This window comes from Corallococcus sp. AB038B (assembly GCF_003668955.1).
GTDB classification, from domain to species: domain Bacteria; phylum Myxococcota; class Myxococcia; order Myxococcales; family Myxococcaceae; genus Corallococcus; species Corallococcus exiguus.
On sequence record NZ_RAWO01000002.1, the window covers coordinates 744363 to 769337 of the forward strand.

At 70.9% G+C, this 24975-nt stretch carries 5 protein-coding genes; all 5 read right to left on the minus strand.

What is annotated here, in order from left to right; genetic code table 11:
- Nucleotides 1-2828 (minus strand): amino acid adenylation domain-containing protein (locus D7Y04_RS14140; protein WP_121759661.1); only part of this gene is annotated, 2828 nt, incomplete at its 3' end.
- 44 nt (nucleotides 2829-2872) lie between these two features.
- The gene (locus tag D7Y04_RS46525) at nucleotides 2873-7408 is read right to left on the minus strand and encodes a type I polyketide synthase (RefSeq protein WP_121759662.1); all 4536 of its coding nucleotides are present in this window, start codon (nucleotides 7406-7408) and stop codon (nucleotides 2873-2875) included.
- The gene (locus tag D7Y04_RS14150) at nucleotides 7408-22329 is read right to left on the minus strand and encodes a non-ribosomal peptide synthase/polyketide synthase (protein WP_121759663.1); all 14922 of its coding nucleotides are present in this window, start codon (nucleotides 22327-22329) and stop codon (nucleotides 7408-7410) included. The genes D7Y04_RS46525 and D7Y04_RS14150 overlap by 1 nt, the downstream gene beginning before the upstream one ends.
- Complete coding sequence (locus tag D7Y04_RS14155; RefSeq protein ID WP_121759664.1) at nucleotides 22326-23846, minus strand: GMC family oxidoreductase; 1521 nt, start codon at nucleotides 23844-23846, stop codon at nucleotides 22326-22328. Before D7Y04_RS14155 ends, D7Y04_RS14150 begins: the two co-directional genes overlap by 4 nt.
- Nucleotides 23843-24946, minus strand: coding sequence for a Gfo/Idh/MocA family protein (locus D7Y04_RS14160; protein WP_121759665.1), 1104 nt, complete (start codon nucleotides 24944-24946; stop codon nucleotides 23843-23845). The genes D7Y04_RS14155 and D7Y04_RS14160 overlap by 4 nt, the downstream gene beginning before the upstream one ends.
- Nucleotides 24947-24975 lie beyond the last annotated feature (29 nt).

The window sequence follows — 24975 nt, forward strand, 5'->3', positions numbered from 1 at the left end:
GCGGGCAGCTGGCGCAGAGAGGCTTCGATTTCCCCCAACTCGATGCGGAAGCCGCGCAGCTTCACCTGGAAGTCGATGCGGCCCAGGAAGTCGAGGGAGCCGTCAGGCAGCCAGCGGACGCGGTCCCCGGTGCGGTAGAGGCGCGCGCCGGGTGAGGAGGCGAAGGGGTCCGGAATGAAGGAGACGGCGGTGCGGGAAGAGTCGAAGAGGTAGCCGCGGCCAACGCCCGTGCCCGCGACGAAGAGCTCACCGGGAATGCCGAGGGGGCAGGGACGCAGGAGAGAGTCGAGGACGTAGAGGCGGGTGTTGCAGACGGGGCGTCCGATGGGGACGACGGAAGAGGCCGGAGGGGAGGAGAGGAAGGCGTGGGTGACGTCGTCGGAGCACTCGGTGGGGCCGTAGGCGTTGACGAGGGGAATGGAGGGCCAAGCGAGGAGCCAGCGGCGAGCGGTTTCGGCGGGAAGCGCTTCGCCTGTGGGAAGCATGAAACGAAGGCGAGAAAGCGCGGGGCGCGAAGAGCCGCGAGAGTCCGCCTCCTCGAGCAGGGCGCTCAGCAGCGAGGGGACGGACTCGACGATGGAGACGGCGTGGGCCTCCAGTGCGTTGAGGAGGGCAGAAGGCGAATGCGCGACGTCGTCACCGAGCACGAGCGTCTGGCCACCGACGAGCAGGGCGACGAAGGACTGCCAGACGGAGATGTCGAAGCACTGAGAGGCCGTCTGGGCGACGACGTCCTTGGGACCGAGGCCGAGAGCAAGCACCTTGGCATGCAGGTGGTTGAGCATGCCGCGCTGCTCGACCATGGCGCCCTTAGGGGTGCCGGTAGAGCCGGAGGTGAAGATGACGTAGGCGAGGTGCGAAGGAGACGCGCGAGGCGAGAGGCGCGAAGAAGGAACGTCCGCGTTCAGAGAAGCTTCGAGCGAAAGGACGCGCGGGCGAGAGTCCTCGGGCAACAGCGCGAGGGCGGATGCCAGCAGCGGCGCGAAGACATCAGCGACGAGGACGAAGGGAGCGCGACTGAGGGAGAGAATCTGGGCGAGACGCTGGGGCGGGTGGAGCGGGTCGAGCGGCAGCCAGGCAGCGCCGGCCTTGAGGACGCCGAGGTTGGAAGCGATGAAGTCGCAGCCACGAGGGGCCAGCAGAGCGACGATGGAGTCGGCCTGGACGCCAGAGGCGACGAGGTGGTGGGCGAGGCGGTTGGAGCGAGCGTCGAGGGCGCGGTAGCTGAAGGAAGACGACGCGTCGCGGACGGCGACGGCGTCGGGAGCGCGGTCGGTCTGGGCCTCGAAGAGCTGGTGGAAGCAGACGTCGAGAGGGACGTCAGTGTCGGTGCGGTTGAAGTCGAGGAGCACCTGACGCTGCTCGGCCTCGGGCATGAGGGGCAGTGAGGCCAGGGGCGCCTCTGGGCGAGCGACGGCGGCCTCCAGCACCCTGCGCAGGTGTTGGGTGAGGCGCGCGATGGTCGCCTCCTCGAACAGGTCGGTGCTGTACTCCACGTGGCCGACGAGCCCGCCTCGCTCCACCTCCACCAGCGACAGGGTGAGGTCGAACATCGACCGGCCCGCGGTGCTCTTGATGGCCTCCAGCGCCAGGCCTCCCAGTTGGGGACGGCCCTGCGGCTTCTGGAGGATGAGCATCACCTGGAACAGCGGCGTGTAGCTGAGGCTGCGCCGAGGCTGGAGCTCCTCCACCAGCTTCTCGAAGGGCACGTCCTGGTTGTCGAACGCGCCCGTCGCGGCCTCACGCACCCGGCCCAGCAGTCCCAGGAAGGTGGGATCGCCGGACAGGTCCGTGCGCAGCACCAGCGTGTTGAGGAAGAAGCCGATGAGGCCCTCCAACTCGGCCTGGCTTCGGCCGGCGCTGGGCGTGCCCACGCAGACCTCGTCCTGCCCCGAGTACCGGTGCAGCACCGTCTGGAAGGCCGCGAGCAGCACCATGTAGAGCGTGGCGCCACTGCGCCGGCCCAGCGCCTTGAGCTGCTCCACCAGCGCGGCGGGCAGCTCCACGCGCAGCTCCGCCCCCTGGAACGTCTGCACGGCCGGACGCGGCCAGTCCGTGGGCAGCTCCAGCACCTGAGGCGCTCCGCTCAGCCGAGCCTTCCAGTAGTCCAGCTGACGCCGCAGGGTCTCGCCCTCGCGTCCCTGCTGCTGGCGCGCGAAGTCCGCGTACTGCAAGGGCATCGCCGGGAGCACTGGCGTGATGCCGGCGACGAAGGCCTCGTAGAAGACGCCCACTTCGCGGATAAGCACTTCGATGGACCAGCCGTCGGAGACGATGTGGTGCATCGTCAGGAGCAGCACGTGCTCCTCCGGTGACAGCCGCAGCAGCCGGGTGCGAAGCAGAGGTCCTCGCGTCAGGTCGAACGGCCGTCGCGCCTCCTCCGCCATCCGCTTGCGCGTCTGCTCCTCGCGCTGCTCCAGCGGCAGGCCCGTCAGGTCCTCCGGTGCCAGCGCCAGCGTCAGCGACGGATCCGCCACCTGCACGGGCTGGCCGTCCTGTTCCATGAAGCGCGTCCGCAGTGATTCATGGCGTTCCACGAGCGCGTTGAAGGCGCGTCCCAGGGCCTTCACGTCCAGCGGCCCTCGCAGGCGGAATGCGGCCGGGAGGTTGAACAGCGTCGTCCCGGGCTCCATCCGATCCAGGAACCACAGCCGCTGCTGAGCGAAGGACAGCGGCGACGGCTCGGACGCCGAGCGCGCGGGCCTCGGGGCCGGCGGAAGGTCCAGCGCCGGCGCACCGGAGGCCTGCTGCCGCTCGGCCATCTTGCGCAGCAGTTGCTCGCGCTTTTCGGGAGGAAGGTGGGCGATCCGGTTGCGAATGTCGCTCATGGTGCTCGGTCGGTGAAGAAGGTGGGGCGAAGAGGGGGAGCGGCTCACTCCAGCTCGGACAGGAGGGACTCCAGCTCTTCCTCGCTCATGTTCTCGGTGCGGCTTTTGACGATGGCCACGGCCATGCCCGCGATGGTGGGTGTCTCGAAGAGCGTCCCCAGGCGCAGCTCCACCTGGAACGCCTGCCGGACGCGCGCCACGACCTGCGCGCCCACCAGCGAGTGTCCGCCCAGCTCGAAGAAGTCATCGTGGATGCCGGGCTCCGCGACGCCGAGCAGCTCCGCCCAGATGGCGGCGATCCCCTGCTCGACGGAGTCCCTGGGCGCCACGAATGCGGTCCGCACGCCGCGCCGCGAGTGCCCGGTTCCCGTGCTCGTGGTTGGTGCCGTGCCGGTGCGCTCGCGCCGCAGCCACATCGCCTGCCGTGCGGAGAGGTCCGTGGTGGACACGGCCCAGCGGCCCTCGGCTCGCGCGGACAACAGCCGCCGCAGGGCGTCCGAGCCCTCGGCGAGCGTCATGTCCGACGCGCCAGGCACTTCACCGTCCTGATGCCAGCCGTCCCAGTCCACGCTGAGCCATTGCGTCCCGCCCGCCCGGGCGCGCTCGCACGCCAGCGTGTCCATGAAGGCATTGGCCGCCGCGTAGGCGCTGAACCCCGGGCCACCCAGCACGGTGGACAGCGAGGACTGCAACACCACGAAATCCAGCGGCGGCCCACCGGCCAGCGCGGCCGTGAGCCACCGGGTGCCATTCACCTTGGCGGCGAGCTGCTCCTCACTCCGCTCGCGTTCCAGGTCCACCAGCGGCACCGACGTCCGCGCGCCGATGATGCCTGCGGAGTGCACCACGCCATGCAGTGCCCCGAAGCGCGCTCGCGTGCGGGCCACCACGGACTCCAGCTCCGCCCGCCGGGACACGTCCGCCGACAGCACCAGCACCTGCGCGCCACGGGCCTCCATCGCCCGCAGGCGATGAATCTTCCGCGACACGTCATCCTCCTCGCCGTGCGCGCGCAGCCACGCGTCCCATTCTTCCGGAGAGGGGAAGGGCGAGCGGCCCACCAGCACCAGCCGCGCCCGCACCGCCGCCGCGAGGTGTTCGGCCAGGCCCAGGCCGATCCGCCCCAGGCCTCCGGTCAGCAGGTACACGCCCGCTTCGCGCAGCGGCGCTGTGTCCGCGCTCGCGGAGGGCAGCCGCGTCGCCTCGAAGTGCTCGGCGTAGCGGCGCGAGCCGCGCCAGGCCACCACGGGCTCCGCCGCGTCCAGGCGCACCTCCGCCACCAACCGCTCCAGCAGTCCCGCCTGTTTCGCCGCGTCCTCGGGCAGGCGCACGTCGATGCAGCGCGTGCGCAGCCCCACGTGCTCCTGCGGAACCACCTTGCAGGGGCCCACCATGAGCGCACGTGCGGGCACCAGCGGCTCGTCTCCCGTCACCTCCAATGCGCCACTCACCAGCACCGCGACGTCCACCGGCCCATTCGCCGGCCGGGCCTGGAGCGCCCGCAGCAGGGCGACGAGGCCGTGGAACCCACGCTCCAGCTCCGTGGCGAGCGCCGCGTCTTCGTCCCCACCAGTAGCGGGGCCCAGACTCCATGCGTGCACCACACGCCGGGGCGTGCCCACGGCCTCCAGCAGCGCGCGGTAGTGCGCGGGTTCGCCCGGCATGATCTCGAAGGTGCGCGCGTCCCGTTGAGAGAATCCGGACGCGGGCACCACCCGCACCACCGCTGAGCCTTCCGCCTCCAGCCGCGCCGCCAGCTCAGCGCCGAAGCCGCTGGTGTCGACGAAGGCCAGCACACGCTCGCCACCCGTGGCCGAAGGGTCAGGTGGCGGCGTGGGCTTCCAGGCCGGCTGGTAGAACCACTCCGCCGCGTCATCCCGCTTGCGGAGCGCCGTCCGGGAATCCGCCGATGCGTGCGTTCCCGCCGCGGCCTCCAGCCAGTAGTCCTCCCGCTGAAAGGGATAGGGCGGCAGCTCGACGCGGCGGTGCTCGCCCGGACCCTGGAGTCGCTCCACGTCCAGCTCCGCGCCCGCCAACCACAGCCGCCCCGCGGCGTTCAGGAGCACCACTGCGTCCGGTTGCGGATCCTGCGGCCGGCGCATCGAGGCGACAATCGTGCGCCCCGCCGCGTTCGTGGCCTGCCGCGCCAGCATCGTCAGCGCCTGCCCAGGCCCCACCTCCAACAACAGCCGGTCCGGCTCCTCGAGCAGCGTCGCCACGCCTTCCGAGAAGCGTACGGGCCGCCGTACCTGCTCCGCCCACGCGCGCGGATCCGTCGCCTCCGCGTCGGTGAGCCAGGTGCCGGTGAGGTTGGAGACGCAGGGGATGGATGGCGGCGACAGGCGTACGCGGCGCAGCGCCTCTTCCAGGGGCCGCAGCATCGGCTCCAGCATCGCGGAGTGGCCGGCGTAGGTGCTGTGCAGCAGGCGGCACTCCACGCCGCGCGCCACCAGCTCCGCCTGAACCGCGTGCACGGCATCGGGAGGCCCCGACACGACGCACAGCGAGGGCGCGTTGCTGGCGGCGATGCCCACCGGCCTTCCCACCAGCAACGGGCGCACCTCTGCTTCAGGGAGTGACACGGACAGCATGGACCCCGCGGGCAGCTGCTGGATGAGCCGGGCGCGCAGCGCCAACATCGCCGTGGCGTCCTCCAGCGTGAAGATGCCCGCCACACAGGCCGCCGCGTACATGCCGACGCTGTGGCCGATGAGCGCCTGGGGCCGCACGCCCACGTCCATCCACCAGCGCGCCAGCGCGTACTCGATGGTGAAGAGCGCCGGGTGGCCGAACGTCGTCTGCTCCAGCTTCCGGGTGGCCTCCGCGTGCTCCGACGCGGCCGGGAAGAGGATGCGCCGCAAGTCGGAGCCCAGGTGCGGGGTGAAGCGCTCGCAGCACGCGTCCACGTGCTCGCGGAAGCGGGGCTCCGCGGCGTACAGGCCGCGGCCCATGTCCACGTGGTGCGAGCCCTGACCGGGGAAGAGGAACGCCACCGAGCAACGCCCGTCCCCCGCGACCTCCGTGAGCAGCCGCGCGTCGCGTGCCGCCAGGGCCTCCCGGGCCTCGCGCGCGTCCTGGGACACCAGCACCCGCCGGTGCTCGAAGCGACGACGTCCCACCATCAGCGTGTGGGCGACGTCCGCCAGCGCAACCTCCGGGTGCTGCTCCAGGTGCGTGGCCAGCCGGTCCGTCATCTCCTCCAGCGCGGGCGCGGTCCGAGCGGACAGGGCCAGGAGCTGCCACGGGCGCCGCGCGGGCGGGCGCTGCGCGGGCGTGGGGGCCTCCTCCAGCACCACGTGCGCGTTGGTGCCTCCCATGCCGAAGGAGCTCACACCCGCGCGCCGGGACTTCGCGGCGGGCCACGGCCGCGACGCGGTGTTGACGGCGAAGGGACCGTCGTCGAAGGGGACGCGCGGGTTGGGATTCTGGAAGTGCAGGCTGGGGGGAAGCCGCCGGTGCTCCAGGGCCAGCGCCGTCTTGATGAGGCTCACCACGCCGGCCGCCGCGTCCATGTGGCCCAGGTTGCTCTTCACTGAGCCCAGGGCGATGGAGCCCCGAGGCAGTCCCTGGAACACCTGGTTGAGCGCGGCCACTTCAATGGGGTCTCCCAGTTGGGTGGCCGTCCCATGGGCCTCCACGTACTGGATGGAGTCGGGCTCCACGCACGCCACCGCGAGCGCCTCGGAGATGACCTGGGACTGTCCGTCCACGCTGGGCGCGGTGAAGCCCACCTTGTCCGCGCCGTCGTTGTTGATGGCCGAACCACGGATGACCGCGTGGATGCGGTCTCCTGCCTCCAGCGCGTCCGACAGGCGCTTGAGCGCCACCACCGCCACGCCCGAACCACCAATGGTGCCTTCGCCCCGAGCGTCGAAGGGACGGCAGCGTCCATCCGGGGAGAGGATGCCCCCGTCCCGATACGCGTAGCCGGCGCGCTGGGGCAGCGCCAGCGCGACACCGCCCGCGAGCGACAGATCCGACTCGCCGGACAGCAGGCTCTGGCAGGCCAGGTGCACCGCCACCAGCGACGTGGAGCACGCCGTCTGCACGGTGAGGCTCGGGCCTCGCAGGTCCAGGCGGTGGGAGACGCGCGTGGCGAGGAAGTCCTTCTCGTTGGCCACCATCAGCGAGAACAAGCCCTGCGACGCCACCAGGTCCGGCCGGGTCAGCAGGTTCGCGATGAGGTAGGTGCTCCGGCCCTCGCCCGCGAAGACGGACGTGGCGCCACGCCCACGTGCGTCCCCATGGCCGGAGCGCTCCAGCGCCTCCCACGCGCACTCCAGGAAGAGGCGGTGCTGGGGATCCAACAGCTCCGCCTCCCGGGGGCTGTAGCCGAAGAAGGCCGCGTCGAAGGCGGCCACGCCGTCCAGGACGAAGCCTTCGCGCACGTAGCCCGACTGCTCGCGCACGGTGCGAGGCACTCCAGCCGCCTCCAGCTCCGCGTCGGAGAAGGACGTGCGCGGCTCGACGCCGTCGTCGAGCAACCGCCAGAAGGATTCGGGATCGCGAGCGCCCGGAACGCGCAGCGCCATGCCGACGATGGCGACGGCCTCGGACGGGGACGAAGGGTCCTGAGCCATCACGCGCTTCCCTTCTTGCGGCGGTTCAGTCGCTGCTCCCGCTGTTGATCCATGCGCTCCTTGCGGCCCTCGCCGCGCTCCTGGCTGGACTCCAGCCGCGAGCCTCCGCCGGACTGGGACAGGTGTTCGGCCAGGCCCGCGATCGTGGGGTACTGGAAGAGCACGGGCAGGGAGAGCCGCAGGTCCAGCGTCGTCTGGAGGCGCTCCTGCACGCGGACGATGAGCAGGGAGTTGCCGCCCACGTCGAAGAAGCGCTCGTGGCGTCCCACGCGCTTGAGGCCCAGCAGCTCGCACCAGAGAGCCGCCAGCGTGCGCTCCAGATCACCCTGCGGCTCCACGTAGCCCTGACCGCCGCCGATATGGGTCTCGTCGGGAGCGGGCAGCGCGCGCGTGTCCACCTTGCCGCTAGCGGTGAGGGGCAGCGCGTCCAGGAACACGAACGCCGCCGGCACCATGTACTCCGGCACGCGCTCGCGCAGGTATGTGCGCAGCGCCGCCGCATCGTGCCCGGGCTCGCGCGAGACGACGTAGGAGACGAGGCGGTGGAGAGAAGGCGAGTCCTCGCGAAGCAGCGTGAAGGCGTCGAGGACGGAGGAGTGGTCGCGAAGGAGGGAAGAGACTTCGGAGGGCTCGATGCGGAAGCCGCGCAGCTTCACCTGGGAGTCGAGGCGTCCGAGGAACTCGAGGCGACCGGAGGGCAGCCAGCGGACGCGGTCACCGGTGCGGTAGAGGCGCTCGCCCGGCTCGCGCGAGAACGGATGAGGAATGAACCTCTCCGCAGTGAGCGAGGGCTGGCCGAGGTAGCCGCGAGCAACGCCGGGGCCGGAGACGAAGAGCTCACCGGGGAGGCCAACGGGGACGGGGCGCAGGAGTGAGTCGAGGACGAAGAGTCGGACGTTGGGGAAGGGCGCGCCAATGGTGGGCTGAGAGGGATTGAGCTGCGACTCGATGGAAGCGCAGACAGTCACTTCAGTGGGTCCGTAGGCGTTGAGCAGGAGGCGCTGGGGGTGTGCCCAGCGGGAAGCGACGGCAGCCGGAAGCGCCTCGCCCGCGGAGATGACGGTGCGCAGGGAGTCGAGCCCAGAGGGGTCGAGCTGCGCGAGGACGGACGGGGTGAGGGTGACGGCGGAGATGGAGCGGGCGCGGAGCAGGGAGTGGAGAGGAGTCCCTGGGAGGAGTTGGTCACGAGGGGCGAGGTGGAGGCAGGCGCCCGCGAGGAGAGAGGAGAAGACCTCGCAGACGCAGGCATCGAAGCCGATGGAGGCGAACTGGAGGACGTGGGAGGAGGAGTCGAAGCGGTGCTCGCGAACGGCGGCGAGGGCGGTGTTGGAGAGGCCGCGATGGGTGAGGAGGGTGCCCTTGGGCTTGCCGGTGGAGCCAGAGGTGTAGATGACGTAGGCGAGCGAGTCGGGCAGGGAGCGGGGAGGAGGCGGCTGGGTGGAGCGGGAGGCCACCTGACTCCAATCCGCGTCCACGCACACCGAAGCGCCGGCATGCGCGGGCAGCACGGACTTCAAGCGCTCCTGGGTGAGGACCACGCGAGCGCCGGAGTCGGCGAGCATGAACGCGAGTCGGTCCGCGGGCAGGGTTGGATCCAGGGGCACCCAGGCGCCACCGGCCTTGAGTACGGCGAGCATCGAGACGACGAGGTCGAAGGAGTGCTCGACGCAGAGCGCGACGCGGATCTCGGGACCGACGCCGTAAGCGCGCAGATGCCAGGCGAGCTGGTTGGCGCGTTCGTCGAGCTGCTGGAACGAGAGGGTGTCGTCGCCGGAGGCGAGCGCGGGGGCCTCGGGCGAGCGGGCCACCTGGGCTTCGAAGATCTGGTGGACGAGGCGCTCCTGGGGGAAGGCCACGTCGCTGGCGTTCCACTCCACCAGCACCTGATGACGCTCTTGTTCCGGAAGGAGCGACAGCGAGGCGAGCGGGCGGGCCGGCGCGGCGATGACCTCGGTGAGCAACGCGGACAGGTGATCCGCCATGCGCGCCACCGTGGCCTCGTCATGGAGGTCGGTGTTGTATTCGAACGACGCGCGGAGGCCTTCGTCGGTGTCGGTGAAGGAGACGGTCAGGTCGAACTTGGCGCCCTGTCCATCCAGGGGCACCGGGCGCGCGATGAGGCCGGGCAGTGCCTGCTCGACGTGCAGGTCCTGCTGGTAGGCCACCATCACCTGGAAGAGGGGTGAGCGGCTGAGGTCGCGCTCGGGCTGGAGCGCCTCCACCAGCTTCTCGAAGGGCACGTCCTGGTGCGCGAGCGCGCCCAGGGTGGATTCGCGCGCCTGGGCGAGCAGCTCCCGGAAGCTGATGCGTGGATCGAACCGGGCACGTAGCACCAGCGTGTTGACGAAGAATCCGACGAGCGCCTCCATCCCGGCATGCGTGCGGCCGGAGACGGGAGCGCCCACGGTGAAGTCGTCCTGGCCCGAGTAGTGATGCAGCAGCGCCTGCGTCGTCGCCAGCAGGGTCATGAACGGGGTGACGCCTTCAGCGCGGTGGAAAGCGCGCAGCGCTTCGGAGAGCGGGCGCGGCAGCATCCGGGTGAGGAGGGCGCCGTTGAACGTCTGCAGCGCCGGACGCGGACGGTCCGTGGGCAGTCGCAACGCATGCGGTGCGCCGTGGAGTTGCTGGCGCCACCACCCGAGCTGCGCGTCGAGCACGTCGCCCTGGAGCCAGGAGCGCTGCCACAGGGCGTAGTCCGCGTACTGCACCGGCAGCGGCGGAAGCGGCGACGCCTCGTCGCGAAGGAAGGCGTCGTAGAGCGCGGCCAGCTCACGCAGCACCACCTCCGAGGATCCGCCGTCGGAGACGATGTGATGCATCACCACCACCAGCACATGGTGATCCGCATCGAGCCGCACCAGCGTGGTGCGCAGCAGCGGTCCATGCGCAAGGTCGAAGGGCCGCCGGGCCTCATCGCTGGCGATGCGGAGCGCTTCCGGATCGCGCTGCTCCGAAGACAGCTCCCTCAGATCCACCAGGGTGAGCGGAGACGTGAGCACGGGGTGGATGAGCTGCACCGGGCCCTCAGGGCTGTCCTGGAACGTCGTCCGGAAAGATTCGTGACGACGGATCAGTTCGTCGAAGGCCGACTGGAGCGCGGGGAGGTGAAGGGGGCCGGTGAGCCGGAGCGCGGAGGGGACGTTGTAGAAGGCGCTCTGGGGCTGCCAGCGATCGAGGAACCAGAGTCGTTGCTGGGCGAAGGAGAGAGGCGGAGGCGCGCCATCACGGGGTGAGGGGCGAAGAGGAGGCGCGGAAGAAGAGAAGGAGGAGTCGCGAAGCGCATCGAGGCGCTGGGCGAGGAGCGCGGGAGAGGAGGCCTCGAAGAGGGCGCGAAGGGGCAGCTCCAGGCCGAGGGCTTCGCGCAAGTGGGCGACGAGGCGGGTGGCCAGAAGGGAATGGCCACCGAGAGCGAAGAAGTCGTCGTGGATGCCGACGCGCTCCAGGCGCAGGAGGCGAGCGAAGAGGCCGCAGAGGAGGGCCTCGGTGCGCGTGCGGGGCGGGACGAAGGAGGCGGCGCGAGAGGCGTCGGCGTCGGGGAGAGGAAGGGCCTTGCGGTCCACCTTTCCGTTGGAGCTGAGGGGCAGGGTGTCCAGCACCACGAAGGCGGCGGGCACCATGTACTCGGGAAGCACCTGACTCAGGTGGACCCTAAGGGCCTCGACTTCCAGCGAGGCATCCGCCTTGGGCGTGACGTACGCAACGAGACGCGCGTCGCCGGGGGAGTCCTGGCGCACGAGGACGACGACGTCACGCACAGCGGGCAGCTGGCGCAGAGAGGCTTCGATTTCCCCCAACTCGATGCGGAAGCCGCGCAGCTTCACCTGGAAGTCGATGCGGCCCAGGAAGTCGAGGGAGCCGTCAGGCAGCCAGCGGACGCGGTCCCCGGTGCGGTAGAGGCGCGCGCCGGGTGAGGAGGCGAAGGGGTCCGGAATGAAGGAGACGGCGGTGCGGGAAGAGTCGAAGAGGTAGCCGCGGCCAACGCCCGTGCCCGCGACGAAGAGCTCACCGGGAATGCCGAGGGGGCAGGGGCGCAGGAGAGAGTCGAGGACGTAGAGGCGGGTGTTGCAGACGGGGCGGCCGATGGGGACGACGGAAGAGGCCGGAGGGGAAGAGAGGAAGGCGTGGGTGACGTCGTCAGAGCACTCGGTGGGGCCGTAGGCGTTGACGAGGGGAATGGCGGGCCACGCGAGGAGCCAGCGGCGAGCGGTTTCCGCTGGAAGGGCCTCACCCGTGGGAACCATGAAGCGAAGGCGAGAAAGTGCAGGACGTGCGGAGCCGCGAGAGTCGGCCTCGTCGAGCAGGGCGCTCAGCAGCGAGGGGACGGACTCGACGATGGAGACGGCGTGGGCCTCTAGCGATTCGAGGAGGGCAGAAGGCGAGTGCGCCACGTCGTCACCGAGCACCAGCGTCTGGCCACCGACGAGCAGGGCAACGAAGGACTGCCAGACGGAGATGTCGAAGCACTGGGAGGCCGTCTGGGCGACGACGTCCTTGGGCCCTAGGCCGAGTGCGAGCACCTTGGCATGCAGGTGGTTGAGCATGCCGCGCTGCTCGACCATGGCGCCCTTGGGAGTGCCGGTAGAGCCGGAGGTGAAGATGACGTAGGCGAGGTGCGAAGGAGACGCGCGAGGCGAGAGACGCGAAGAGGGAACGTCCGCGTTCAGAGAGGCTTCGAGCGAAAGGACGCACGGGCGAGAGTCCTCGGGAAGCAGCGCGAGAGCGGACGCCAGCAGCGGCGCGAAGACATCCGCGACGAGGACGAAGGGGGCGCGGCTGAGGGAGAGAATCTGAGCGAGACGCTGAGGCGGATGGAGCGGGTCGAGCGGCAACCAGGCAGCACCGGCCTTCAGGACGCCGAGGTTGGACGCGACGAAGTCGCAGCCACGAGGAGCCAACAGAGCGACGAGGGAATCGGGCTGGACGCCAGAGGCGGCGAGGTGGTGGGCGAGGCGATTGGAGCGAGCGTCGAGGGCGCGGTAGCTGAAGGAAGAAGACGCGTCGCGGACGGCGACGGCGTCGGGGGCGCTGTCGGCTTGAGTCTCGAAGAGCTGATGGAAGCAGACGTCGAGAGGGACGTCGGCGTCGGTGCGGTTGAAGTCGAGGAGCACCTGACGCTGCTCGGCCTCGGGCATAAGGGGCAGCGAGGCCAGGGACGCCTCAGGGCGAGCGACGGCGGCCTCCAGCACCGTGCGCAGGTGCTGGGTGAGGCGCGCGATGGTCGCCTCCTCGAACAGGTCGGTGCTGTACTCGAAGCGGCCACGCAGGCCGTCATTGGACGCGGTCAGCACCAGCTCCAGGTCGAACTTGGAGGTGCCGTGGTCGACGTCCAGCCGGTGTAGCTCCAGGCCCGCGTGGGCGGTCTCCGGCAGGCGGTTGTTCTGGAACGTGAACATCACCTGGAACAAGGGTGAGCGGCTCAGGTCGCGCCGGGGCTGGAGTTCCTCCACCAGCTTCTCGAAGGGCACGTCCTGGTGCGCATATGCCCCGAGCGCCGCCGTGCGCACGCGCGTGAGCAGCTCCCGGAAGGAGATCGCGTCATCCAGACGCGTGCGCAGCACAAGCGTGTTGGCGAAGAAACCAATCAACCCCTCCAACTCGACGCGGCTCCGGCTGGCGACGGGCATGCCGATGCAGAGGTCGTCCTGGCCCGAGTACCGGTGCAACACCACCTCGAACGCGGACAGCAGCACCATGAACGGGGTGACGCCTTCACGCCGGCTCAGAGCCTCGACGGCGTCGGACAGCTCGCGGGGCAGGTGGACGAACCAGCTCGCGCCCTGGAGGGACTGGATCGCGGGGCGCGGCTTGTCGGTGGGCAGCTCCAGGACGCGCGGCGCGTCCCCCAACTGCTGACGCCAGTACGACAGCTGCGTCTCCAGAGCCTCGTCCCGCAGCCACCGCCGCTGCCACGCGGCGTGATCCGCGACCTGGATGGGCAGGTCGGAGAGCGGCGAGGGCTGGCCCCGGGTGAACGCCGCGTAGAGGGCCATCAGGTCCTCGACGAGCACGTTCATGGACCAGCCGTCGGAGACGATGTGGTGCATGGTCAGCAGCAGCACATGCTCGCGTTCGGCCAGGCGCAGCAGCGTGACGCGCAGCAGGGGGCCGCGCGTCAGGTCGAAGGGCCGGCGCGCCTCCATGGTGGCCCGGTGCTGGACCTCCGCCTCGCGCTCCGCAGTGGAGCGTGCCGACACATCGATGACCGTGAAGTCGGGAGCCAGCGAGTCCGCGATGCGCTGCTCGGGCCCTTCCACGCCCTCGTGGAAGGTGGTGCGCAGGGACTCGTGGCGATAGGTGAGGGCGGAGAAGCCGCGACGCAGGGACTCCACGTCCAGCGCTCCGCTGACACGCACGGCGGCCGGCACGTTGTACGCGACGCTGCCCGGCTCCAACTGCTCCAGCAACCAGAGGCGCTGCTGCGCGAAGGACAGCGCCAGGGGCCCGGTGCGCTCCGCCGGTGAGAGCGGAGGCGACTGCCGGCCCTGCTTCGCCGCGCGCAACGCATCCACCTTCTCCGCGAGCGCCGCCAGGGTCGGGGCCTCGAAGAGGCTGCTCAGGGGCAGCTCCACCTGAAGCGCCTCGCGGATCCGCGAGACGGCCTGGGTGGCCAGCAGAGAGTGCCCGCCCAGCTCGAAGAAGTGGTCATACGCGCCCACTCGCTCCACGCGCAGGACGCGAGCCCACACGGAGGCCAACAGCTCCTCGGTGAAGGTGCGCGGCGCGACGGTGCCGGACTCCACCGCGGTGGCCTCCGGCGCGGGCAGCGCCTTGCGGTCCACCTTGCCGTTGGGCGTGAGGGGCAGCGCGGCCAGGGTGACGAAGGCGGACGGCACCATGTAGCGAGGCAGGTGCCGCTGAACTGCTTCCTTGAGGACTGCCGCGTCCGGCACGTGGCCGGGCTGGGCCACGACGTAGGCCACCAGTCGCTTCTCGCCTGGAGCGTCCGAGCGCGCGTGGACGACGACGTCCCGCACGGACGCGTGAGCGCGGAGCACCGCCTCCACCTCGCCCAGTTCGATGCGGAAGCCGCGCACCTTCACCTGGTTGTCGATGCGGCCCAGGTACTCCAGGTCTCCGTCAGGCAGCTGCCGGACCAGGTCTCCGGTGCGGTAGAGGCGCGCGCCGGGCTCGCGTGAGAACGGATGGGGGATGAACCGCTCCGCGGTGAGCTCAGGCCGGTGGAGATACCCGCGAGCCTGCCCCGCGCCTCCCAGGTGCAACTCGCCGGGGACGCCCAGGGGCACGGGGCGTCCGCGCGCATCCAGCACCCACGCGGAGGTGCCGGGCAGCGGGCGCCCGATGGTGGGCTCGCTGCGCGCGTCCTGGGGAACCCGCGTGAACGTGGAGTAGGTGGTGTCCTCCGTGGGGCCGTACAGGTTGAAGACGTGCTCCACGTGGCCCGTGCGGTACAGGTCCGCCACCAACGAGCCCGGGAGCGCCTCGCCCGCCAGGTTCACCGTGCGCAGGGACGCGGGCAGTGCACCGGCCCGCACCAGCTCCGTCATGGCAGACGGCACCGTGTTGACGAGCGTCACCTCACCCGCCGCCGCGAGCCCCGCCAACGCCAGCGCGTTGTCCGCGAGGATGACGGTGCCTCCCCGTGCCAGCGGGGCGAACATCTCGAAGAAGGACAGGTCGAAGCAGAACGACGTCGCGGCCAGCACACCGGACAGCTGCTCGCGCGAGAACACCGACAGCGCCCAGCGCAGGAAGGCCACCGCGCTGCGATGCTCCAGCGCCACGCCCTTGGGCCGGCCGGTGGAACCGGACGTGTAGAGGACGTAGGCCAGGGAGTCCGGCCCGGTGCTCGCAGGCGCCAGCGGAGCCAGCGACGTGGGGACCTCCGCTCCCGCCTCCAACCGGATGACGCGCGCTCCGTGCGAGGGCAGCGTCCCCTCCAGCTTCGCCGTGGTGATCAGCACCGGCGCCTGGGAGTCCTCCAGCATGAACGCCAGCCGCTCGGCGGGGTAGGCCGGATCCAACGGGACGTAGGCTCCGCCCGCGCGCATCACGCCCAGCAGGGCGATGACGAGCTCGGGCGTGCGCTCCAGGCACACGGCGACGCGCGTCTCCGGGCCCACGCCAAGCTCACGTAGCGTGTGCGCCAGTTGGCGCGTGCGCGACTCCAGCTCGCCGTAGGTGAGCCGCCGCGCCTCATGCACCAGCGCCACCGCGTCCGGCGAGCGCGCGGCCTGTGCCTCCACCAGGTGATGGACACACGTCTCCCCCGGAAGCTCGGCGTGCGTCCCGCTCCACGCGCGCAGTTGCTGCCACTCGCGCTCGGGCAGCAGCTCCGCCCGGTCGTAGCGGCTCTGAGGCGCCTTCGACATGGCGCTGAGCACGCTCAGGTAATGGGCCTTGATTGACTCCACCTGCTCGGCGCCCAGGCCGTTGCAGTCCAGGGCGATGTGCAGCTCGGTGCTGGCCGTGTTGACGTTGAAATAGGCCGTCCAGGCGAAGTACGTCTGGTCGGTGGCCATCATGTCCAGGACCTCCAGCCCGCGCAGTTCGCGCAGCCGGTCCAGGATGTGGAACTGGGTGAAATTGAAGGCCGTGTCGAAGAGGGGCTGACCGCCTCCGAAGGTCTTCTGCAGCTCCGCCAGCGGGAAGCGCCGGTGCGGCAGCCGGGCGCGCTCCGCCTCGAAGGCGTCACGCGTCAGGTCCAGCCACGCCCCGCCCGCCACGTCCATGCACAGCGGCAGCGTGTTGAGGAAGATGCCCAGCACCTGATCGCCGCCGGGCACCTCCGGGCGTCCGTTGGCGATGATGCCCGTCACCACCTCGTCCTTCCCGGTCAGCAAAGCCACGACGCGCGCGTGAGCGGCGACGAGGACGCTCTTGAGCGGGAGGGTCGTCTCGGTGGCGATCTGCTTGAGGCCGGTGAGCACCTCGTCGGCCACCGGGAAGATGATCCGCAGGTGCTGTCCGGCCGGCTCACCTTCGGCCAGCGGCCAGGGCATGAGCGGGGCTCGCTCCAGCCGGGAAAGCTCCCGGGCCCAGAAGTTCTTCGACGCCTCGGAGGCCAGCGCCGACCGCTCCAGCGCGATGAAGTCCCGGTAGGTGGTGGCCGGAGGAGGCTCCACCGGCGTCGGGCCGTCCAGCGACGCCACGTAGAGCCGCAGCAGCTCCGACCACAGCGAGGCCACGCTCCAGCCGTCCAGGAAGGGCTCGGACAGGGTGATGCGGAAATCGTCGTCGGTGAGGCGGTGGACGCTGAGCCGGATGAGCGGCGGCGCGCGCCAGGTGAAGCCCAGACGGCGCTCGGCCTGGCTCCAGGCCTTGAAGTCCTGCCGCTGCTCCTTCTCCGTGCGATCCCGCCAGTCGAACACCGCGAGCGGCGCCTGCGCGTGCGTGTACACCAGCTGCAACGGCTCGCTGAAGGAGACGTCGAAGGCGGAGCGCAGCATGGGGTGTCGCCGCGCCATCTGCTCGAGCGCCCGTCGCAGCGCGTCCTCATCGAAGCGCACCCGGACGTGGAAGCTGGTGAGGTAGACCTCGTAGCCCTGGCGCAGCTCCGCGTGGAACACGAAGCCCGCTTGCAACCGCGACAGCGGATAGGCGTCCGAGAGGCCCGCGGGCAGCGCCGCGAGGTCCGCGTCGGACACCAGCGAGAACGGCTCGGTACGCACTGCGGTCTCACCCGAGCGGCGCAGCGCCTGGGCCAGCGCGCTCACCGTCTGGTGGTCGAACATCTCCGCAATGCTGAGCGTGAGCCCCCGCTCGCGGGCTCGCGCCACCACGCGCAGGCTGCGGATGGAGTCGCCTCCCAGCTCGAAGAAGTTGTCGTCCACGCCCACCTGATCCACGCCCAGCGCCTCGCTCCACACCTGGCACAGCAGCCGCTCCAGGTCGTTGGTGGGCGCCACGTAGCCCTCGCTCAACGATGGGCGCAGACGCTCCGGGGCGGGCAGCGCGCGGCGGTTCACCTTGCCGTTGGCGGTGAGCGGGAGCGTGTCCAGGAAGACGAAGGCGGCGGGCACCATGTGCTCGGGCAGCCGCTCGCGGAGGAAGGCGCGCAGCTCGCCCACGGTGGGCGCTTGCGCATCCGGGCGCGCCACCACGTAGGCCACCAGTTGCTTCTCGCCAGCCGCGTCCTCGCGCGGCACCACCACCACTTCGCGCAGCGCGGGGTGCCGGGCGATCGCGCTCTCCATCTCACCCAGCTCGATGCGGAAGCCGCGCACCTTCACCTGATCATCCAGGCGGCCCAGGTACTCCACGTCTCCATCGGGCAGTCCGCGAGCCAGGTCTCCGCTGCGGTAGAGGCGGGCCCCTGTCCCGGGGCGGAAGGGGTCGTCCAGGAAGCGCTGCTGATTGAGCTCGGGCCGCTGGAGGTAGCCGCGCGCGACGCCCGCGCCGCCGACATACAACTCACCGGGCACGCCCACCGGCACCGGCTGCTGGTGCTTGTCCAACAGCAACAGGGACAGGTCCTGGATGGGCGCGCCAATCACGCTGCCCGGCGCCTCGTCCACGTCACGCGCGCGCAGGGGCCGGTAGGTGACATGCACCGTCGTTTCGGTGATGCCGTACATGTTGACCAGCCGGGGCCGGGCGTCCCCGTGGCGCTCGAACCAGGGGCGCAGGCTGCCCAATGGCAGGGCTTCGCCGCCGAAGATGACGTGGCGCAGGGCCAGGGCGTCGGCCGGCGCCGCCAGGTCCTCGTGGATGAGCGACCGGAAGGCGGACGGCGTCTGGTTGAGGACGGTGACCTGCTCGGCGCGCAGCAGCGCGTGGAAGGCCTCCGGGGAACGGCTCACCCGGTACGGCACCACCACCAGCCGGCCGCCGTACAGCAGCGCGCCCCACAGCTCCCACACGGAGAAGTCGAACGCGATGGAGTGGAACAGCGTCCAGACGTCGGAGCTGTCGAAGCGGAAGTCGTCCCAGGTGGCGTCGAAGAGCCGCGTGACGTTGGCGTGCGTCACCTGCACGCCCTTGGGGCGGCCCGTGGAGCCCGACGTGTAGATGACGTACGCGAGCAGATCGCCCGATACCGCGACGTCAGGCCGCGAGCGCGGCGCGTCGGTGAGGCTCGGCGACTCCTCATCCAGCGCCACCACGTGGGCCGCCACGTCACCCAGGGAGTCCGCCAGCCGGCGCTGCGTGAGCAGCACGCGAGCCTGACTGTCCTCCAGCATGAAGCGGGCCCGCTCGGCGGGGTAGGCCGTGTCGATGGGCACGTACGCCGCCCCTGCCTTCAGGATGGCGAGCACGGCCACCACCATGTCCAGCGAACGCTCCAGGTACAGCCCCACCAGGTCGCCCGGCACGACGCCCTGGTGCACCAGGTGGTGGGCCACCTGATTGGCGCGGGCGTCCAGCTCCGCGTAGGTCCACGAGCGCTCCTCGAGCGTCACCGCCACGGCATCCGGCCGCTCCGCCGCGCGCGCCTCGAAGCGTTGATGCAGGCAGGCCTCGCCCCGGGGCTCCACGCGGAGCGAACGGGGAGGACGCGTGAGCGCCTCGCGCTCCTCCGCCGAAAGCAGGGGCAGCCGGGAGATGGGCCGCGAGGGATCCTCCGCGATGCCCTCCAGCAGCCGCTCCAGGTGCCCCGCCATGCGGACCACGGTGGCCGCGTCCAGCAGGTCCACGTTGTAGCGGAGCGAACCCGCGAGCGTGCCCTCCACCTCGGCGAACGTCAGCGTGAGGTCGAAGGGGGCGACGTGCCGAGCGAGCGCGAGCGACTCCACCTCCAGCTCGCCCAGGCGCATCCGCAGCCCGCTCTCGTCCAGGGCGAAGCCGCTCAGGTCCTCCTGTCCGGGCAGCGACGCGCGCTGCAACACCAGCTCCACCTGGGCGAGCGGAGGCCGGCTGGGATCGCGCCGCACGCGCAGCCGGTCCACCAACGTCGTGAAGGGCAGGTCCTGGTGGGCCAGCGCGTCCACCACCACTCCGCGCGCGCGCTCCAGCAGCTCCAGGAAGGACGGCTCGCCGCTCAGGTCTCCGCGCAGCACCACCTGGTTGACCAGGTAGCCCACCACGCTCGCCAGCTGCGGCCGGGGGCGGCCGTTGACGGGAGAGCCCACCCACACGTCCTCCTGCCCGGTGTAGCGGTGCAGGAGCGTCTGGAACGAGGCGAGCAGCAGCGTGAAGAGCGTGACGCCGCGCTCGCGGGTCAGCGTGAAGAGCCGCTGGGCCAGCGGCGCCGGAAGCCGGAAGGCATGCGCCGCGCCCGCGTAGGTCTGCACGGGCGGACGCGCGCGGAAGCGGGGCAGCTCCAGCGGCGTGGGCTCACCGGCAAGCCGCTCCTTCCAGTGCTCCCAAAGCCGCTCGCCGTCGCGCGCGAGGACTTCGCGCAGCTGACGCTCGACGCCGGGCATGTCCAGACGCACCGGAGGCAAGGCCGGCGGCTGGTGACGGAGCTCGCCCTCGTACAGCGCGCCCAGGTCTTGGAGCAGCACCGCCATGGACACCAGGTCCACGACGATGTGATGGACGCCCAGGATGAGCACGTGCTCGCCCGCGGGACGCGCCAGGACGTGCACGCGTATCAGTGGCCCAGAGGCGAGGTCGAAGGGCCGGGCCGCCTCTTCGCCCAGGAACTGCTCCAGCCGCGACGCGTCCCACGCGGTGGCGTCCTCGTGGACGAAGTGGACCGGCGCGTGGGGCAGGATGCGCTGGACGGGCTGGCCCTCCACGCGGACGAAGAGGGTGCGCAGGCTGGCGTGACGGTCCACCAGTGCCTGGAAGGCGCGCTGCAACGCGGGCACGTCCAGCGCGGAGCGGATCCGCAAGGCCTGCGTGACGTTGTACTCGGTGGTGTGCGGGGAGAGCTGGTGCTGGAACCAGAGCCCCCACTGGCCGGGGGTGAGCGCGTAGTCCCCGGGCGCTACCGTCGTCGTCTCGGAGGCGGGCACATGCTCCGCGACGTCGAGCGCCTGCACGAGGAAGCCCGCGAGCTCCTCCGGCGTGGGGCCGCTCAACACGCGCTGGAGCGGGAGCGTCACGCCCAGGTGCTGCTCGACGGCGTGGCCCAGCTCCACGATGCCCAGCGAGTCCAGTCCCAGTTGGCTCACCCGGACCGCCGGCTCCACGGCAGACACCGGGGCGCGCAGGGCCCGCGCCAGCTCGCGCCGCACCCAATCGAGCAGGGCCTGCTGCCGCTCGGCGACGGGCATGGCCCGCAGCGTGGCCACGTCCGGCCCGGGTCCGGCGTCGGGGCTCGCGTCCTCAGTGGAGGCGAGCGTCAGCACGGAGCGGCCCACCACCCGGATCTGGCCATCCCCCAGCCACTGCCGACACGTGCTGCGCATCAGCTTGCCGCTGGAGGTCTTGGGCACCGCGCCGTGGGGCACCAGCACCACGGTGTCGAGCCGCAGCTCGTGTTCCTGTTCCATGGCCGCGCGCACCGCGGCGGCCACCTCCTCCACGTCCACCGTCTCGTCGCCCACCTCGACGACCATCACCACCCGCTCGCCCTCCGACGCGTGCTCGGAGAAGGCCGCGTTGCAGCCCGGCCGGATCGCGGGGTGGCTGCGCTCGGCCGTCAGCTCCAGGTCCTGGGGGTAGTGGTTGCGGCCGCGGACGATGATCAGGTCCTTGCGGCGGCCGGTGATGAAGACCTCGCCGTCCTGCACGAAGCCCATGTCACCCGTGCGCAAGAAGGGACCCGTGCCATCCGCCAGACGAGCCCTGAAGATCTCCTCGGACATCTCGGGCCGGTTCCAGTAGCCGGCGGCCACGCTGGGGCCGGACACCCAGAGCTCGCCCACCTCGCCGGGGGCCCGGAGCTGGCGCGTCTGTGGCTCCACCACCAGGATGTCGTGGTCGGGCAGAACCCTCCCGCTGCCCACCAGCACGCGGGCTTCCGGAGCGTCCGCGCTCGTGGGCACGGGCCGGTGGTCCTCCATGCTGGACGCGACCACCGGGAACAGCACGGGGGGCGCGGTCGTCACGCAGGCGGTGAGGGCGAGCGTCGCCTCCGCCAGGCCGTAGCCCGGCATGAAGGTCTCCATGCGGAAGCCCTGGGGCGCGAAGGTCCGCGCGAAGCGCTCCAGCGTGTCCGGGCGGATGGGCTCCGCGCCGTTCATGGCTCCGCGCCAGTGGCTCAGGTCCAGCGTGGCCCGCTGCTCCGGCGTCGTCTTGCGCACGCACAGGTCGAACGCGAAGTTGGGGCCGCCGGACACCTGGGCGCGAAACCGCGACATCGCCTCCAGCCACCGCAGGGGCTTGCGGAGGAAGGACAGCGGCGACATGAGCGTCACCGGGTTGCCCGCGTACAGCGGGTTGAGGATGCCGGAGATGAGGCCCATGTCGTGGTACGGCGGCAGCCACATCACCCAGCGGTCGTCCTGCCGCAGGTCCAGGCCATGCGTGATGATCCGCATGTTGGCCACGAGGTTGCCGTGGCCGACCATCACGCCCTTGGGCATGCCGGTGGAGCCGGACGTGTACTGGAGGAACGCCAGCGACTCGGCCTTCAGCTCCGGGCGCCGCCAGCCGTCCTCCAGCCCCTCGGGCAGCGCGTCGGTGGCGATCCACTCCAGGTCCCGCAGCTCCGGGGCCAGCTCGAAGATGTACTCCGCCAGCTCCAGGATGAAGGACGTGGTGAGCACCACCGTCGCCTGGGCGTCGCGGATGATGGCGCGCAGTCGCGGCAGCGTGCGCTCCAGCCGAGTCGGATCCGGCGGATACGCAGGCACCGCCACGGCGCCGCCCAGGACGCAGCCGAAGAACCCCGCGATGTACTCAGTGCCCGGCGGGTAGAGCAGCATCACCCGCTGTCCCGAGTGCCGCTCCGCCAGCCGTGCGCCAATGCGCCGCGCCCGAGTGAAGAGCCCCGCGTGCGTCATCACGGTCTCCTCGCCCGGTTCGTCCTCCAGGAACGTGTAGACGGGGAAGTCCGCGCGCGTCTCCACCCGGAGCGCGAGGAGGTCCATCAGCGTGTCGGCCTTGGGATGAATGACTCGATCGTTCATGGCTCGGGGCGGGGCGGCGCGGGACGCGCGGAAGAAACAGAAGGGAGGGAAGCGTGGGGTGAAACCCGAGCGGCGATGTGTTCGGCCACCCGCAGCGACATGGCGATCACCGTCAGCGTCGTGTTCACCGCGCCCGCGGAGGGCAGGAAGCACGAGTCGACGACGTAGAGGTTGTCCATCCCGTGGACGCGGCAGTGCGGATCCAACACGGAGGTGGCCGGGTCTTCGCCGAAGCGCGCCGTGCCCACCAGGTGCCACAGGTCCGCGGGGCTGCGGGGCGCCAGCACGACGGGGAAACCGGCCTTCTTGAAGATGTCGATCGCCATGCGCCGCAGGCGCCGGAACGTCTTCACGTTCGGCCGGGGAGGCTCCATCCGGACGATCTCATCGCCCTGGAACACGAAGCCGGACTCCTTGCTGGCCACGGCCTCGGTCATCAGGAAGCACGTCACGCTGCGCTCGACGATGAACCGCACGAACGGCCGAGCCACGGCGGGCACGCTCTTCCACAGCGGCAGCTGGCCCGCGGCCTGGATGACGCCCAGGGGGTAGGGCCATTCCGCGGAAGGGCCATAGAAGGAATTGATGGCGAACGTCTTCTGGTGCAGGTCCGGCACGCGCTTGAAACCGCGCATGGGGAACACCAGCCCCGCCGTGTGGCCCGCCAGGTAACGGCCCAGACACCCGCTGGCGTTGCCAATGCCCTCCGGGTGCGCGTCATTGCGTGAGCGCCGCAGCAGCAGTGGCGTCCGAGCGAAGCCCGCGCACACCGCCACCACGTCCGCGTCCACCTCCCACGTCTCGCCGTCCTGCTGCAGCAGCACACCCGTGGCCCGGCGCCCATCCGGTGTGGTGAGCACCCGCAGGCACTGCGTCCGAGTGAGCAACTGGACCCGCCCCGTCGCCAGAGCAGGGCGCAACGCGGCGATCTCCGCGTCCATCTTCGCGTCGCGCTGGCAGTAGTGGCCGTCGCACCGTGCGCAGAGGATGCACTTGCCGCCGGGGCCCACGTCCACGGCCTTGGGGATGTACGAGACGGGAAGCCCCTGGGCCCGCAGGCGCTCCACGATGGGCGCGATGTACGGCTCGTGCTCGATGGGCCCGTACGGGAAGGGGCGGGAGCGGGGAGGCTCGGAGGGGTCCTCGTGCGTCGAACCGCGGACGGCGTAGAGGCGCTCCGCCTCGTCGTAGAACGGCTCCAGGTCGCTGTAGCGGACGGGCCACGCGGGGGACTCGGCAGTCTCCGTGGCGGTGGCCTGGAAGTCCTGCTCGCGCAGCCGGTAGAGCGCCGCGCCATAGAACTTCGACGGCCCGCCCACGAAGCTCTGCTGCGCACCCTGCATGAACTCCTGCATGTGGATGCTCGTGTCCGCACGCGAGGGATCCGGCCGCAGAAAGTCCCCTTCCTCCACCACCAGGACCCGCGCGCCGCGGCGGGAGAGGCCATGCGCGAGCGTGCTGCCGCCAGGACCGCTGCCGATGATCACCACGTCGCAGCTGCGAGGACGCGGGCTCATGACAGGCCCCCCGCCACCGCCGTCAAGGGGACGGCATCCTCCAGCCGGACGGGCCTCGTGACGGTGCGCTCCCGGGCCGATGTGAGCAGGGCCTCGATGACGGCCAGGTCGTGCAGGGCCTCGCGGGGGCTGTTGCGGATGGGCTGACCCGCGCGAACCCCAGCGTGGAAGTCCTCGAACTGCCGCACCATCATGTCGGCCGAGCGGACCTTGAACACGGTCCGCTTCAGGCCCCGCACCAGCTCCACGCGGTCATGCATGAAGAAGATGGACCCGTGCGTGCCCACGATGTGCTTGCGGCCAAAGCGGTCGCGCACGGGCCGCTCGGCTCCGGAGAGCAATGCCTTCACCACGCTCCAAGGCGTCAGCCGGACCGGCTCCAGCGCGTAGCTGACGGAGTAGTTCGCCACGAGCCCGCTCTCGAACTGGAGCGACGCGGCCAACGTGTCGGCGGGAGGCAGCGCCGGGTCCACGCCGCGCACGAAGGCGCTGACGTGCGACACCTCGCCCAGCATCAACCGCAGGGCGGCGATGTCGTGCACCCCGCCGTCCAGCAGGAAGCCGCCCGAGTACCCCGGCTCGCGGCGCCACTGCGTCTGGAACCACGGCGTGGACTTGATGGGGACCAGCGTCGGGTAGTGGCACAGAAGCGGCGTACCAATCTCCCCCGAGGCGATCAGCTCCCGGACGCGCCAGGCCGTCTCCCAGAAGCGGAAGTTCTCCGCGACGTACCAGACCTGCTCAGGGCGCGGAGCCTGGAGCGTGAGCAGCGCCCGCGCGCGCTCCACGGACTCGGCGATGGGCTTCTCGCTGAAGACATGCAGGCCCCGGCTCAGTGCCGCCGCGATGGCGTCCGACGCGGGCAGGATGGGAAGCGCCACGTCCACGGCTTCAATCCCAGGCATCTCCAACGCCCGGTCCAGCTCCGTGAACACCTCCACCGGTCCTGGCAGCTCGCCCGCCACGGCCTCCGCCTTCGCGCGCGTCCGGCTGAAGACCCCCGCGACGCGGAAGCGCTCGCCCAGACCTCGCAGGGCAGGGACGTGCGCTCCCCGGGAGAAACCGGCTCCCAGCAGCAGGAGTGGGATCGGGCGGCTCATCGGGCGTCAGGGGCGTTGGGGTGGAGAGC